Below are 15121 nucleotides of genomic sequence, written 5' to 3'. Positions count from 1 at the left end.
TCCCGAATCAGCCGGCGGGGCGGCCCAGGGATTCGTGCGGCCATTTGCCGCCCGTTAAGTACCGATAGGGGAGGAATCATGAGACGCAAGGTGTACGTCGACGGCTCGCGCTCGGACATCCGGGTGCCCTTCACCGAGGTCGAATTGGACGGCGGAAACGAGCCGGTCCGGCTGTACGACACGTCCGGGCCGGGCAGCGGCCCGGAAGCCGGCCTTCCGTCGCTGCGCGAGCCGTGGCGGGGCGGCCGCACCCAGTTGGCCGCCGCGCGGGCCGGGATCGTGACGCCGGAGATGGAGTTCGCGGCGATTCGTGAGGGTGTCGACGCCTCGGTCGTACGGGAGGAGATCGCCGCCGGCAGGGCGGTCCTGCCGGCTAACCGCAACCACCCGGAAAGCGAGCCGATGGTGATCGGCTCGCGGTTCCTGGTCAAGGTCAACGCCAACATCGGCACCTCGGCGGTCACGTCGTCGGTGGCCGAGGAGGTCGAGAAGATGACCTGGGCGACCCGGTGGGGCGCCGACACCGTAATGGACCTGTCGACCGGGCCGCGGATCCACGAGACCCGGGAGGCGATCATCCGGAACTCGCCGGTTCCGATCGGGACCGTGCCGCTCTACCAGGCTCTCGAGAAGGTGAACGGCGACCCGACGAGGCTCAGCTTCGAGGTGTTCAAACAGACCGTGCTCGAGCAGGCCGTGCAGGGCGTGGACTACATGACGATCCACGCGGGGGTGCTGCTGCCCTATGTCCCGCTGGCCGCCGAAAGGGTCACCGGGATCGTCTCGCGCGGGGGCTCGATCATGGCGGCGTGGTGTTTGGCTCACCATGAAGAGAATTTCCTCTATACCAACTTCGACGAGCTTTGTATGATTTTTCGTGATTACGACATCACGTTCTCGCTCGGGGACGGGCTGCGGCCGGGGTCGATCGCCGACGCCAACGACGAGGCACAGTTCGCGGAGTTGCGGACGCTGGGCGAGCTCACCCACCGGGCGTGGGAGTACGACGTGCAGGTCATGGTCGAAGGGCCGGGCCACGTGCCGATGCACAAGATCAAGGAGAACGTGGATCGCCAGGTTGAGGTTTGTGCGGGCGCCCCGTTCTATACGCTCGGCCCGCTGACCACGGACATCGCGCCGGCCTACGACCACATCACCTCGGCGATCGGTGCCGCGATGATCGGGATGTTCGGCACCGCGATGCTCTGCTACGTCACCCCGAAGGAGCATCTCGGCCTGCCGAACCGCGACGACGTGAAGGCCGGGATGATCGCCTACAAGATCGCGGCGCACGCGGCCGACCTGGCGAAGGGGCACCCGGGTGCCCAGGCGTGGGACGACGCGTTGTCGAAGGCGCGGTTCGAGTTTCGGTGGGAGGACCAGTTCGAGTTGGCGCTCGATCCGGAGACGGCCCGGTCCTATCACGACGAGACGTTGCCCGCGGCGCCCGCCAAGACTGCCCATTTCTGCTCGATGTGCGGGCCGAAGTTCTGCTCGATGAAGATCAGTCACGAGCTGCGGGCCATGGGTATGCGCGACAAATCCAATGAATTCGTCAAGTCGGGCGGCCAGGTCTACGTGCCGTTGGAGTCGGCGCCACCGGCGCCGACTCGCTAGGCGAGCGATGACGGAGTCCGATCGGCATGTTCACGATCGGACTCCACGCCGTCCGGCTTTGTTTCCCGTTCGGCCACTCGCGGCGTACCACAGAAGTGTTTCCATTGGCGTACGTCAATGGTTAACGCGCGTTAACGATGGCCGAGACCGCTCACCCAGTCGACGAATTCGTCGCCTTGTCCGTTGCGTCCGCGAGGCTGCGGGGCCGGGCTTGTCGACAATGGAGGGCTGACCGGTGCGGGCGCGACCGGCGGTGCGTTCACCGGTTGCGGCTGCGGCCGCGGCGCGAAACCGTTGAAGCTCGCACCACCCTCCTCCGGCGGAACCGTGAAAACTCCGGTGTCGGACGGCCGGAGTTGCTCCTCGGAGCGCTGAGCGGCAACCGCCGCGGCCTGTGCGATCGCCGAGGACGTCTGCGCCTCGCGGCGCGGCAGCGGCGGACGGTCCGGGGTAGGCCGGGACTTGACCGGGCCGGATCCGTCGGCTGGAACCGCCGGGCCCCGGCTGAGCACGGCCACCAGCACCGAGCCGAGCACGCCCGCACCGGCCGCGGTCATCGCCGCCCAGTAGGGAACGACCTGGTAGCGCTGGTCGCCCGAGCCCGGGCCGGCCACCAGGTAGGCCAGCGTCAGCAGAGCGGGGCCGGCCAGGCCGGACAGCGCGACCGTGAGCGTCGGCATGGCCCGCCGGCGAGCCGCCACCCCGACCGCCACGCCGCAGATCAGGGCCAGTGCGGGCATGGTGAACAGGGCCGTCCGCTGGGTCACCGAGTCGCTCAGGAACGAGGCGTCGATCACGCCGAGGCGCGTCGCCGGCAGCGGCTCGGACGGGGCCATCGAGGGCGCCACCGAGACGATGGCGATCGCCCAGACCCCGGCGCCCACGGCGGTCAGGTTCCAGCGCGCCACGGCATGACTGACCGCGGCGTACGCCGCGACGATGCCGACCGCCGCACCGAGCGCCGCGCACACGCCGATGATGAACACCGGCCGCACGCCGGCGATCTGCGCGGTGCGGGCCGGCTCCATGGTCAGCGGCACCACGATCGCCGCGCCGAGGGCCGCCGACACCGCGGCGACCAGGCGGGTGCCCGCGCCGGCGTGCGGTGGCAACGCCCGGCGACCGACCATCGCGCCGATCACCGCCGAGGCCATCGCGATCCATGCGACCCAGGCAAGCTGAGCCATCCACTGGTCACGCGCTGTGACGTCGACGACGCGGGTCAGGCGGAGGATGCCCAACCCGTACGCCAAGCCGAGCTGACTCGCGCCGCCCGCAGCGGCGGCGCCGAGAGTCGCCCCGAACAGTTTCGCCCAGGTCCGAAAAGCCATGACGCGCACGTTACGGAATCGATCCCCGGTGGCGCCACTTCAGCGGGCAATTCTTAAGTCAGTCCAAAATACCGGTTATGTAACATGCAGGGGACATTACCTAGAGTGACTCAATGGGTCATTAATTGATCATGAGGCAAGCCGCCAGCGGCCGCTCCGGGCCACCAGCATGGTCAGTGCCTGGGGCATCAGACCGGAGTGGCTGTCGGGCGTGAAGCGGATCGGGCCGGAGAGCCCGTCGATCTGCGAGGTCTCGAGGATGTCGCGGATCCGGTCGCGGTCGCTTCCCGCCCGGACCACGGCGGCAGCGATCAGGTCGACCGCGTCGGCGGCGAACGCGGCGACACCCGAATAGCTGCCGTAGCGCGAGGTGTAGTCGCGGAACCACTGCTTGCGGGCCGCCTTGGCCGGGGTGGTCGCGATGACGTCGTCGATGGCCAGCGTCTGCGTGAAGACCATCTCCGCGTTGTCGGTCGCGGCGACCGCCTCCGGCGCGATGAACTGATCGCTCGCGGCGGCCGCGTCGAAGTAGAGGCGACCGCCGAAGCCGGCCGCCTTTGCGCTGGTCGCGGCCAGTTGTGCCTGATCGGGACCGGTCAGCACGACCAGGGCGTCGGGCTTCGCGTCGACCAGGGTGCCGACCGTCTGGCTGATGTCGGTGGCGGTCGGCTTGACCGAGCGGGGCGTCGTGACCTTGATGGCGGTCTTGTTCAGCTCGGCGGTCAGTGCCTGCTCGCTGCCGTTGCCGTACATGTCGTCGGAATAGACGATCGCGACCTTCTTGACGGTCTTTGTGCGGGTCAGCTCGGAAACCAGCGCAGCGGTGCTGTCGGCCGAGTTGGGGCCGAGCTTGAACAGGTAACGCCGCTCGCTGATCGGGTTCGCGACCTGATCGGACGGGGCCAGCGCGATCGTCGGGAGCTTGTCGTCGGTGATCGTCTTGATGGCGCCGACCGCGCACTGGTCGCAGTTACCGCTCACCACCGCGACCACGCTCTTGTCGGCGCCGAAGGTGCCGATGTTGCGCAGCGAGGAGGTCGGATCGGAGCGGTTGTCCTGGGTTCGCAGCGACAGCTTCTTGTCTCCGAGCTGTCCGGAAGCGTTCACTTGGTCGATGCGGAGTTGCAGTGCCCGCGCGTACGCGATGTCGACCACCGACGAGTTGTCCAGATCGGCGCCGACCACCAGGGTGTCGCCGGACCCGGCCGGGTCGTCCGAGCTGCATGCGGTCAGTCCGCCGAGCAACAGGGCCGGCGTCAACAGTGACGCCGTGACGCGACGATGAAACCTCACTGCGGGTGCCTCCAGGGGGGCGGGAAGGCGGGAACTGCCGACGGCTACGGTGTCCGGTGTGGACCCTGCCGACACGGACAGGGTGTCCGCTTTGAACGCGCCAAACCTTGCCAACGTGAAGGTCCCCGGTCAAGCGGACCCCTATCGATGTCGCGGGACGCTTGTCCCACATAATGGTTGGTATCGGGATGGTGCAGAGTTACTGAACCACTACTGGTTGTCACGCCCATGACATTTGTGCACGTCAAAGCAGTTTAGATATCCGGTTACGAATCGAGAAACGGCCTACCGGATGAACGCTCGAGAGGTTTACGGCCGTTTCCAGGCTTCCCAAAGGGACTGCCATTCTGATGAAATTCCTCGGCCGCAGGCAGTTCGCGGGCGAAGAGACACGGGGATGACCACGGAGGAGATGTCGTGAGCACCGGTTCTTCGACCCAGGTGACGCGCCGTGGTGTCTTCCCTCGCCTGCGGGACACCCGGATCCGCGCCAAACTGGCCCTCATTCTTGTCGTCCCTCTGATCGCAGTTATGGCTCTCGCCGGCGTCCGGCTGGTCGATGTCGGACAGCAGGCCTCGGAAGCCGGTCAGGTACAAAAGCTGACCAAGCTCGGGACCGACGTCTCGGAACTGGCCCAGCTGCTGCACGTCGAGCGGATGGCCGCCGCCGCCTACCTGTCCGGCCCCAACGGCAAGGTCGGCCCCTACAACGCGGCGATCCAGAACACCGACGATCACATCCAGGCCTACTTCGCCGACCGGGACGCGCTGGACAGCCCACCCCCGGCGGTGCGCGACCGGCTCAACCGGATCGATGACCACCTCCACACCATGGACGCCACGCGCAACGTCGTCTCCCAGCGCAAGGGCATCGCGGTCGCCGAGGCGGTCTCCCGCTACAGCGTCGTGATCACCGACCTGGTGTCGTACGGCGACGCGGTCAGCCAGTTCGCCGGCGACGGTCAGGTGGCCGACGGCCTGCGTGCCCTCGCCGCGTTCGCCAAGGCCAAGGCGGGCACCGCCGAGCAGGAGGCAATCGCGTACGCGGCCCGCATCGCCGGCGACAACAGTGCCGAGGAGCGCACCGCGTTCATCGCCACCCAGACCAGCCAGCAGGAGGCGCTGACCGCCTTCTCGCTGGCCGCCTCCCCGGCGCAGCAGACTCTGGTCAACAGCGTCGTCACCGGCGACGCGGTCAACCTGGCCGACCAGGTCAGCACCGAGATCAGCCGCGGTGAGGCGATTCCGCCGGCCGACGTCACCGCAGCACTCGGCGCGATCGTCGACCTGATGCGATGGGCCGAGCAGCAGCTCGAATCCGAAATCCTCAAGAAGGCGGGCGAGGAGCGCGACTCGGTCGTCCGGCAGACCGCGGTCGAGGCCGTGCTGGTGCTGCTGGTGCTGGCCGTCGCCATCGCGCTCGCCGTCGTGCTGGCCCGCTCGCTCAACCTCTCGCTGCGGCGCCTGCGTGAGGGCGCGCTCTCGGTGGCCCACCGCGACCTGCCCGAGGTGGTCGCGCGGCTGCGCGACTCCCGCAACCTGGGCGAAAACAGCGCCGAAGAAATCGTCGAGCAGGTCAAGGACCCGATCCGGCTCAACAACCGGGACGAGATCGGCCAGGTCGCACAGGCCTTCAACGTCGTACACCGGGAAGCCGTGCGCATCGCGGCCGAGCAGGCCGCCCTGCGGACGAGCGTCTCGACGATGTTCCTCAACCTGGCCCGCCGCAGTCAGTCACTGGTCGACCGGATGATCGGCGAGCTGGACACGATCGAGCGCACCGAGGACGACCCGAAGCGTCTGGCCCGGCTCTTCGAGCTCGACCACCTCGCCACCCGGATGCGCCGCAACGACGAAAACCTGCTGGTCCTGGCCGGCGCCGACTCCAGCGCCCCGCGCCGCGAGGACGCCTTGCTGGTCGACGCCCTGCGCGCCTCCCAGTCCGAGGTCGAGCTCTACAACCGCATCGAGTTCGGCACGGTCGACACCGACGTCTCGATCGTCGCGCTGGCCGTCAACGACGTCGTCCGCCTGGTCGCCGAGCTGCTCGACAACGCCACCCGCTTCTCGCCGCCCACCACGATCGTGGTCGCCGACGCCCGGCGCATCCGCGACTACGTGGTGATCCAGGTCGAGGACCGCGGGCTCGGCATGTCCGAGGAGCAGATGGACCAGCTCAACCGGCGGCTGTCCGAGCCGCCGAGCGTCGACGTGGCCGCGTTCCGGCTGATGGGCCTGGCCGTCGTCGGCCGGCTCGCCGCCCGCTACGGCATCCGCGTCGAGCTCCGGCCCAACCTCGAGGGCGGCACGGTCGCCCAGGTCACGCTGCCGAGCAGCATCGTGGTGCTGCCCAGCCGGCGCGACGCGCTGCGCGGCGGCAGCGGTGCCACCCCCGAGCTGGGCGGTCCGTCCGGCGGCTGGGACACACTGCCCGCCGGTCGCACCGCGACGGCCACGCTGCCGGCCCTCTCGCCGGCCCCGATGTCCGACCCGGACCAGCCGATGCACCCGCAGCTGCCGATGTTCCCGTCCCAGCGCCCACCGTCCGAGGTCCAGCGGCCGCCGGAGGTCCAGCGGCCGGCGGAGGTCCAGCGGCCGGCCGAGCCCCGGCGGCCGTCCGAGATCGAGCCGACGCCCAACCGTCCTCCGCTGCCGTCCCGGGCCGCCCGGGCGGGCGACGTCGACGCCTCCCTGGCCGGTTTCGCGGCGCCCACCGCGGCGATGCCGTCGGTCACCCGCGACCCGCAGGCCTTCTCACCGGCACCGCAGGCGATGCCGGTGAGCCCCGAGCCCAACGGGTGGGGTGCCGCTCTGGCCGCGATGCCGCCCGTGCCGCCTCCGCCGACCCTGGCGCCCGCCGAGGAGCGGAACGAGCTTCCGATCTTCGTCGAGATGCAGCAGAGCTGGTTCCGGCAGTACGACCAGAGCCCGGAGGAGTGGGGCATGCCCACCGCCGGCTACGCCCCACCACCCAACTCCCCGGCGTTGACCGCGCCCACGGTCACCGTCCCCGAGCAGCGGGTATCCCGATCCACCACCACCGGCGGGCCCGACCAACGCATGCCGTCGACACCACCGGCAGCTGCCGCCGCCACGGCAGCACCTCCGGTCTCCGCACCACCGGCCCCGGACGCTCTGACGACGACCGGGCAGAATGGATCGGTCCCCAAGCCGCGCCCCGCGGCCGAGGACCGTTGGAAGACCGCGGCCGACGAAGGCTGGAAGCGGGCGATGGCGGCGGCCGAACCGGCCGATGCCGGCACGACCAAATCCGGCCTTCCCAAGCGCGTACCGCAGGCCCAGCTGGTGCCGGGCGGCGTGCAGACCGGCGGACAGCGCACTCAGAACCGTCGTACACCCGACGAGGTGCGAGGACTCCTGTCCGCGTACCACCGGGGAGTGCAACGAGGGCGGACGGACGGCGTCGCCGAATCCCCCACCGCCTTCCAGGCTAAGGAGAAGGACCAGTGACCAGGCCCCCCACCATGCAGGACATGGGCTGGCTGCTCAACAACTTCGCCAACAGCGTCGCCGGTATCGCCCACGTCGTGGCGGTGTCGGCGGACGGCCTGCTGTTGGCCTCATCACGTGACCTGCCGACCGATCGCGCCGACCAGCTCGCCGCGATCACGTCCGGCGTGGTCAGTCTGACCGACGGCGCGTCCCGCATGTTCCACGCGGGTGCCGTGCAGCAGACGATCATCGAAATGGACAGCGGTTATCTTTTCCTCATGTCCATCAGCGACGGTTCGTCGATGGCCGTGCTCGCCGCGCGAAACTGCGACGTCGGGCAGGTCGGCTACGAGATGGCCCTGCTCGTCGAGCGGGTCGGTGCCGCTTTGTCACCGGCTCCGCGCGAAGTCGTCGGCCACTGATTCACCCGGCGCGACCGGTACGGAAAGGGGGTGACGGATGGGACAGTCCAATGACCCGAGGGGCAACCTCGTACGCCCGTACGCCGTCACCCGCGGCCGCACCGAACCGCGTCGGGACATACCGATCGAGGCCGTTCTGGTTGCCAGCCAGGCCGGTTTGCAGGAGGCCCGGTTCGCCGGGCATGACAAGTACCGAATCGCCGTGCTGTGCGAGTCGAAGCCCCAGTCCCTAGCCGAGTTATCGGCCTTCACGAGACACCCACTAGGTGTCATGAAGGTGCTGGTGGCCGACATGGTCGCCGACGGACTGCTGACATTGCACAGTGCCGCTCCCAAAACCGGATTCGCGGAGCGGATGGATCTGCTGGAAAGGGTGTTGAGTGGACTTCGCAAGCTCTGAGCGGGCGGGTGCCCAACCCAAGGAGATCACCTCCGCGAAGATCGTCATAGCCGGCGGCTTTGGCGTGGGCAAGACGACCCTGGTCGGCGCGGTCTCCGAGATCGAGCCGCTGACCACCGAGGCCGTGATGACCTCGGCGGGCCAGGGCGTCGACGACGCGTCGAAGGTGCCCGGCAAGGGGACGACCACGGTGGCGATGGACTTCGGCCGCATCACGATGGCCGACGACCTGATCCTCTACCTCTTCGGCACCCCGGGGCAGACCCGTTTCTGGTTCATGTGGGATGAACTGATCCGGGGAGCGGTGGGCGCGGCCGTACTGGTCGACACCCGTCGCATCGCCGACGCCTTCGCGCCTCTCGACTATTTCGAGAATCGTCACCTTCCGTACCTGGTTGCTCTCAACTGTTTCGACGGCGCCCCGCGCTACGAACCGGAAGAGGTCCGCGAGGCGCTGGCCATCCCGGCCCACGTCCCGCTGATCATGTGCGACGCCCGGATCCGTGACTCGGTCAAGGCGGTCCTGGTCGGTGTCGTCGAGCACGCGATGGCGACGCTGGTCGCCGAACAGGGCGGCCTCACCTCGGTCAGCTGACCTTTCGCCCCCGCCGCGACATCGGGATAGAAATCCAGGTGTCGTGGCGGGTCGGCGGGTGACAGGATGTCGCGCCATGAGCGATCGTCCTGAGTTCCCCGCCGATCTCGTGCTGACCACCGAGCGGTTGACGATCCGCCCGCTCGGCGATTCCGATGTGGATGCGATCGTGGTTGCCGCTCGCGACCCGTTGACGCAGCAGTGGCTGCCGTTGCCGCGGCCCTACCTGGCCGACCACGCGCGGGGCTTCGTGCACGACATCGCCTCGGCGGCCCAGTCGAGCGGCGGTGGGCTGATCCGGGGGATCGAGTCGGAGGGCCGGCTGGCCGGTGCCATCGATTTCAAGGCCACTGACTGGCGAAACGGCGAGACCGAGATCGGCTACTGGACCCATCCGGCGTTCCGTGGCCGCGGGATCATGGTCGAGGCGGTCACCGCGATGGCCCACTACGCACTGACCGAGGCCGGCCTTCAGCGTGTCGTCCTGCGGATCGCTCCGGGCAACGCGCCGTCGGCCAGGGTGGCCGAGAAGGCCGGCTTCACCCGGGAGGGCGTGGCCCGCAACGCCGGGTTCATCCACGACGGCCGGGTCGACCTGGTGATCTACTCGTTGATCCGGCCCGACGTTCTTCAACGTGAGCTCAAGCCGGCAGGCGGTAGCCGCGTTTGACGACCGTCTGGACGATGCCTGTCGAACCGAGGCCGGCCCGGAGCCGGGCGACGGCCATCTCGACGGCGTGCTCGTCGGCGCCGCGTGGCAGGGCGTGCAGCAGCGCGGCCCGGGAGAATACCTGGCCGGGGGTGACGGCCAGGGCCCGCAGCACGGCCATCGGCGCCGGGGCGAGCGGGCGCAGGTCGCCGTCGACGATCGCGGCGTGGCCGCGCAGCGTGAGCGAGTGTCCGGCCACCTCCAGCGAGAGGGCGCGCTTCGGCAGTTCCTCCACGATCGCGCGGACGAGGGCGCCCAGTCGGGCCCGGCCCGGCGTGACGACCGGCACGTCGAGGCTGCGCAGGGGAGCCGCGGTGACCGGGCCCACGCAGGCCGCGAGCACGTGCGTGCGGAAAGCGTCGAGCAGGGCCGGCCCGGCGGCTCGGAGCAGCGCCGTGACCGCCGGGGCGGCGGTGAAGGTGACCGCGTCGACCAGCCGCCCGCCGATCAGGTCGACGAGGCGGTCCAGCGGCGCCGGGTCGACCGGGGCGGCCCAGCGGTAGACCGGCACCTCGATCACCCGGGCCCCGGCCGCTTCCAGGGCCTCGACGTATTCCGGCTGTCGTTCGCCGTGCTGCTGGAGGGCCACGGTGCGGCCGGCGACGCCCCGGCCGGCGAGATGGGCGAGCATCTCGTCGGGGTCCTCGCTCTCGGGCGACCACTGCTCGCGCAGCCCGGCCGTACGCACCGCGGCGCGCGCCTTCGGGCCGCGGGCGACCAGATAGGCCTCGGAAAGTATGCCGCGCAGCGGCTCGGACAGGCCCCACGCGTCGGCCGCCTCGAGCCAGCCGCGCAGACCGATGCCGGTGCTGACCAGCACGATGTCGGGCGGGGTGTCGAGGCAGGCTCGGGTGGCGGCCCGCAACTCGGCGTTGTCGGTGATCGGCACGATGCGCAGCGCGGGAGCCAGCACAACCCGGGCCCCGCGGCTCTCCAGCAGGTCGGCCAGCTCGTCGCGGCGGTGGTCGGAGGTGCGGTGGTCGGAGGTCACACCCACCGTGTAGCCGGAGAGTGAGGCCGTCGGCTCACGCAGCCCGGCCGCGGTGATCACCGCCCGACGGATGCCCCCCGTGCGGTCGGTCATGGTTCGAGAAGTCGCGGCGTGGCCGGCCGGTCCACCGAAGGGCACGCTCGGAGTACGCCGTCCTCAGCGTCGACCCGCTCCCATGTCACGCCTGCGTTCTCCGCCATACCTCCGGCCAGCGCACGCCGCGACTTCTCCTCGCCGGATCGGCAAGCCGACCCGGCGGTCACCATCAGGTCCGTCCTCAACCCTGACGGTGGCCTCTTAATAGTGCGTCGCCGGTGCACGCCCGGGCTAGCTCGCCCGGGGCGCATCACATCGGCAATCGCACGAACGACCATGGCCGAACTGTGCCGCCGAGGGGTTTCCTCCCGGCGTCCCGCATGTTTCGAGCCTGCTAAGAGGTGTCTCCGGCTCCCGCTGTCGGGCGTGTCCCGATCGCGGGGTAGGGTGTAGGCAGGCTCTATCGAGCTGCCACCGTTTTGACATGCCGCGGTTTGACATGCCGTTTTGACCCTGCGCGGCGCGGGCGGGTATTGTTGCCTGCTGTTGTGCGGCAGCGGCTCTTGAGAAGCTGGTCGCGCCACTACGCGACTAGCGCGCGACCCCAGACCGACGAACGAGACAAGGTAATTCTGTGCGTACGTACAGCCCGAAGCCGGGTGAGATCGAGCGTCAGTGGCACATTATCGACGCTTCTGACGTCGTTCTGGGCCGCCTGGCTACCCACACCGCCACTCTTCTGCGCGGCAAGCACAAGCCGACCTTCGCGCCGCACGTCGACACCGGCGACTACGTGGTGATCATCAACGCGGGCAAGGTGGCGCTGACCGGCAACAAGCGGCAGACCAAGATCGCCTACCGGCACTCCGGCTACCCGGGCGGCCTCAAGCAGGTCCGCTACGAGGACCTGCTGACGAAGAACCCGGAGAAGGCGATCGAGCTGGCCGTCAAGGGCATGCTCCCGCACAACAAGCTGGCGCGGCAGGTCATCAAGAAGTTGAAGGTCTACCCGGGTGCCGAGCACCCGCACGCCGCTCAGCAGCCCCAGCCGTTCGAAATCACCCAGGTCGCGCAGTGACCGCAGAAGAAGGCAGCAGCATGACCGACATCATCGAGCCCGAGGTCGTCGAGACCGTCGAGACGGTCGAGGAGCCCGCTGAGACGGTCGTCGTGGTCGAGGCACCCGCGCCGGCTCCGGTCCGCGCCCCGCGTCCCGGTGACCGTCCCATCCAGACCGTCGGCCGCCGCAAGGAGGCCATCGTCCGGGTGCGTCTCGTCCCCGGCACCGGCAAGATCACCTGCAACGGCCGCGACCTCGAGGCTTACTTCCCGAGCAAGGTGCACCAGCAGCTCATCCGCGAGCCGCTCGTGACCGCCGAGAAGGCCGAGCAGTTCGACGTCCTCGCCAACCTGCACGGCGGCGGCATCACCGGCCAGGCCGGCGCGCTGCGCCTCGGCATCTCCCGCGCGCTCATCACGAACGACCCCGATGACCGCCCCGCCCTCAAGAAGGCCGGCTTCCTGACCCGTGACGCCCGCGTCAAGGAGAGCAAGAAGTACGGTCTCAAGAAGGCCCGTAAGGCCCCGCAGTACTCGAAGCGCTGATTTTGCGCCGCGTCTGACCGACGGCCGGTATCGTCCCCTGTTTTGTGGGGACCGGTACCGGCCGTTTTGGCATCCCGGCTCTACGCGAAGCAAAGATCTGCCCCCTCCCCGCTGCATTTGCTATGTGAAAGGAAGCCTCCATGGGGCGACTGTTCGGCACCGACGGCATACGCGGACTCGCGAACGGCGATCTGACCCCGGAGCTGGCGCTGTCCGTGGCGGTCGCGGCCGCCCGGGTTCTGGTCGAGAGCGACGGCAGCCATCCGCCGCTCGCGATCGTCGGGCGCGACCCGCGGGCCAGCGGCGAGATGCTCGAGGCGGCCGTGGTCGCGGGGCTGACCAGCGCCGGTGCCAACGTCGTCCGGGTCGGGGTGCTGCCCACGCCGGCCGTGGCGTACCTGGTCGCCCAGACCAGCGCCGACCTCGGCGTGATGCTCTCCGCCTCGCACAACCCGATGCCGGACAACGGGATCAAGCTCTTCGCGGCCGGCGGGCTGAAGCTGCCGGACGAGCTGGAGCAGCGGATCGAGAAGGCCATCGAGGACGGGCACGGCCTGGTCGGGCGGCCCACCGGGGCCGGGATCGGACGGGTGCACGACCTGCTCGACGGGGCCGAGCACTACATCAAGCACCTGGTCGGCTCCCTGCCGCACCGTCTCGAGGGCATCAAGGTCGTCGTCGACTGCGCCAACGGGGCGGCCAGCGAGGTCGGGCCCACCGCGTACGAGGAGGCGGGGGCCGAGGTCATCTCGATCCACGCCGAACCGGACGGCCTGAACATCAACGACGAATGCGGTTCGACGCATCTCGACAAGGTGCAGGAGGCGGTCATTCGCGAGGGCGCCGACCTGGGCATCGCCCACGACGGCGACGCCGACCGCTGCCTGGCCGTCACCGCGTCCGGTGACATCGTCGACGGCGACCAGATCATGGCGATCCTGGCGCTGGCCATGCGCGACGCCGGCACGTTGACCGACAACACATTGGTCGCGACCGTGATGAGCAACCTCGGCCTGCGGATCGCCATGAAGCAGTCCGGCATCAAGCTGCTGGAGACCAAGGTCGGCGACCGGTACGTGCTCGAGGCGCTGAACGAGGGCGGCCTGGCGCTGGGCGGCGAGCAGAGCGGGCACGTCGTGATGCCGGCGTTCGCCACCACCGGCGACGGCGTACTGACCGGTCTGCACCTGATGGCCCAGCTGGCGTCCTCCGGCAAGTCGCTGGCCGACCTGGCCGCGGTCGTGCACACGCTGCCCCAGGTGCTGATCAACGTGAAGGTCGGCGACCGGGCGGCGGGGGCGGCGGCGCCGACCGTGCAGGCCGCGGTCGCGCTGGCCGAGAACGAGCTGGGCGAGACCGGCCGGGTGCTTCTGCGTCCGTCGGGCACCGAGCCGCTCGTACGCGTGATGGTCGAGGCCGAGACCGAGGAGCAGGCCCGCGCGGTGGCCGAGCGGATCGCCGCCGAGGTCACCGCCGCGAGCCCGGTCGCCTAACCGGACAGCTTGCGCAGACGCTGGGCCGCCTCGTCGATGACCTCTTCGCGCTTGCAGAAGGCGAAGCGGATCAGGTGGCGGCCCTCGTCCGGATGGTCGTAGAAGACCTGGGTCGGCACGGCCACGACACCGCAGCGTTCGGGCAGCGCGCGGCAGAACTCGTCGCCTGAGGCGGACGACAGCGGACGGATGTCGACCGTCACGAAGTAGGTGCCGGACGACGGCAGCACGTCGAAGCCGGCCTCGGCCAGCCCGGCGGTCAGCCGGTCGCGGCGTGCCTGCAGGCCGTCGCGGAAACCGGTGAAGTAGCTGTCCGGCAGGCCGAGCGCGACGGCCACCGCGGGTTGCAGCGGCGACGCGTTGACGAAGGTCAGGAACTGCTTGACCCGCTGCACGGTCGAGACCAGCGCGGCCGGGCCGGTCGCCCAGCCCACCTTCCAGCCGGTGCACGAGAACGTCTTGCCGGCCGACGAGATGCGCAGGGTGCGCTCGGCCATGCCCGGGAGGGTCGCCAGCGGCACGTGCGCTTCGGCGGCGTCGGTGAAGACCAGGTGCTCGTAGACCTCGTCCGTCACGGCGTACGCGTCGTGCTCCTGACAGAGAGACGCGATAAGCGTGAGTTCGTCGCGGGTGAAGATTTTGCCCGTGGGGTTGTGCGGTGAGTTGAGCAGCACCAGCCGGGTGCGCGGCCCGAAGGCCCGCCGCAACTCGCCCTCGTCGAACCGGTAGATGCCGTCGGGGCCCGGGCGGAGGGTGACGGGCCGTCGCACGGCGCCGGCCAGCGTCACCGAGGCCGCGTACGAGTCGTAGTAGGGCTCGAAGACAACGACCTCGTCCCCGGCTTCGCAAAGCCCCATGATCGCGGCCGCTATCGCCTCGGTCGCGCCCGCGGTCACCACCACCTCGGAGTCCGAATCGCGGGTGAGGCCCCAGAAGCGCTGGTCGTGGGCGGCGATCGCGGCGCGGAGCGCGGGGATGCCGGGGAGCGGCGGGTATTGGTTGGCGCCGCCGCGCAGGGCTTCGGCGGCCGCCTCGAGCATCTCCGGCGGCCCGTCGGTGTCGGGGAAGCCCTGCCCGAGGTTGATCGAGCCGGTGCGGACGGCGAGCGCCGACATCTCGGTGAAGATCGTGGTGCCGAACGCGCGCATGCGTTCGACCAGCGGGTCGGTCATTTGT

At 69.7% G+C, this 15121-nt stretch carries 13 protein-coding genes; 9 read left to right on the top strand and 4 right to left on the bottom strand.

Features of this window, described 5'->3' with window-relative positions:
* Window positions 1-78 precede the first annotated feature (78 nt).
* Window positions 79-1617 carry a phosphomethylpyrimidine synthase ThiC gene (gene thiC, locus ACIA5C_RS30830; protein WP_396060966.1) on the top strand — a complete coding sequence of 513 codons (1539 nt, stop codon included), beginning with the start codon at window positions 79-81 and terminating at the stop codon, window positions 1615-1617.
* A gap of 131 nt (window positions 1618-1748) precedes the next feature.
* On the opposite strand, the gene ACIA5C_RS30825 is transcribed toward thiC, so the two are convergent.
* Window positions 1749-2948 carry a hypothetical protein gene (locus ACIA5C_RS30825; RefSeq protein WP_396060964.1) on the bottom strand — a complete coding sequence of 400 codons (1200 nt, stop codon included), beginning with the start codon at window positions 2946-2948 and terminating at the stop codon, window positions 1749-1751.
* Between the two features lie 129 nt (window positions 2949-3077).
* Complete coding sequence (locus ACIA5C_RS30820; protein ID WP_396060961.1) at window positions 3078-4241, bottom strand: ABC transporter substrate-binding protein; 1164 nt, start codon at window positions 4239-4241, stop codon at window positions 3078-3080.
* Between the two features lie 417 nt (window positions 4242-4658).
* Here ACIA5C_RS30820 and ACIA5C_RS30815 point away from each other — a divergent pair, with 417 nt between their 5' ends.
* From ACIA5C_RS30815 to ACIA5C_RS30795, 5 genes are all read left to right on the top strand, one after another.
* The gene (locus tag ACIA5C_RS30815) at window positions 4659-7712 is read left to right on the top strand and encodes a nitrate- and nitrite sensing domain-containing protein (RefSeq protein WP_396060959.1); all 3054 of its coding nucleotides are present in this window, start codon (window positions 4659-4661) and stop codon (window positions 7710-7712) included.
* Window positions 7709-8116, top strand: coding sequence for a roadblock/LC7 domain-containing protein (locus ACIA5C_RS30810; protein WP_364103595.1), 408 nt, complete (start codon window positions 7709-7711; stop codon window positions 8114-8116). The genes ACIA5C_RS30815 and ACIA5C_RS30810 overlap by 4 nt, the downstream gene beginning before the upstream one ends.
* Window positions 8117-8153: 37 nt before the next feature.
* Window positions 8154-8516, top strand: a complete 363-nt coding sequence (locus ACIA5C_RS30805) for a DUF742 domain-containing protein (RefSeq protein ID WP_364103592.1) — start codon at window positions 8154-8156, stop codon at window positions 8514-8516.
* Window positions 8497-9111: a GTP-binding protein gene (locus ACIA5C_RS30800; RefSeq protein WP_396060956.1), complete on the top strand. Its 615-nt coding sequence runs from the start codon at window positions 8497-8499 to the stop codon at window positions 9109-9111. Before ACIA5C_RS30805 ends, ACIA5C_RS30800 begins: the two co-directional genes overlap by 20 nt.
* 76 nt (window positions 9112-9187) lie before the next feature.
* Complete coding sequence (locus ACIA5C_RS30795) at window positions 9188-9781, top strand: GNAT family N-acetyltransferase (RefSeq protein ID WP_396060953.1); 594 nt, start codon at window positions 9188-9190, stop codon at window positions 9779-9781.
* Here the strand turns inward: ACIA5C_RS30795 and ACIA5C_RS30790 are convergent.
* Complete coding sequence (locus tag ACIA5C_RS30790; protein ID WP_396060950.1) at window positions 9753-10904, bottom strand: uroporphyrinogen-III synthase; 1152 nt, start codon at window positions 10902-10904, stop codon at window positions 9753-9755. The two genes, ACIA5C_RS30795 and ACIA5C_RS30790, sit on opposite strands and share 29 nt — an antisense overlap.
* 577 nt (window positions 10905-11481) lie before the next feature.
* Between ACIA5C_RS30790 and rplM the strand changes: the two genes are divergently transcribed.
* From rplM to glmM, 3 genes are all read left to right on the top strand, one after another.
* Window positions 11482-11925: a 50S ribosomal protein L13 gene (rplM, locus tag ACIA5C_RS30785; protein ID WP_396060947.1), complete on the top strand. Its 444-nt coding sequence runs from the start codon at window positions 11482-11484 to the stop codon at window positions 11923-11925.
* Between the two features lie 20 nt (window positions 11926-11945).
* A complete protein-coding gene (gene rpsI, locus ACIA5C_RS30780) occupies window positions 11946-12452 on the top strand; it encodes a 30S ribosomal protein S9 (protein WP_396060944.1) in 507 nt (168 codons plus the stop codon).
* 140 nt (window positions 12453-12592) lie between these two features.
* Window positions 12593-13945, top strand: a complete 1353-nt coding sequence (gene glmM, locus ACIA5C_RS30775; protein WP_396060941.1) for a phosphoglucosamine mutase — start codon at window positions 12593-12595, stop codon at window positions 13943-13945.
* On the opposite strand, the gene ACIA5C_RS30770 is transcribed toward glmM, so the two are convergent.
* Window positions 13942-15117 carry a pyridoxal phosphate-dependent aminotransferase gene (locus ACIA5C_RS30770; protein WP_396060938.1) on the bottom strand — a complete coding sequence of 392 codons (1176 nt, stop codon included), beginning with the start codon at window positions 15115-15117 and terminating at the stop codon, window positions 13942-13944. The two genes, glmM and ACIA5C_RS30770, sit on opposite strands and share 4 nt — an antisense overlap.
* Window positions 15118-15121: the final 4 nt, after the last annotated feature.

This window comes from Actinoplanes sp. NPDC051343 (genome assembly GCF_044455125.1).
Taxonomy (GTDB): domain Bacteria; phylum Actinomycetota; class Actinomycetes; order Mycobacteriales; family Micromonosporaceae; genus Actinoplanes.
The sequence above is the reverse complement of the archived record's forward strand: the minus strand, read 5'-3'. Positions and strand labels throughout refer to the sequence as shown.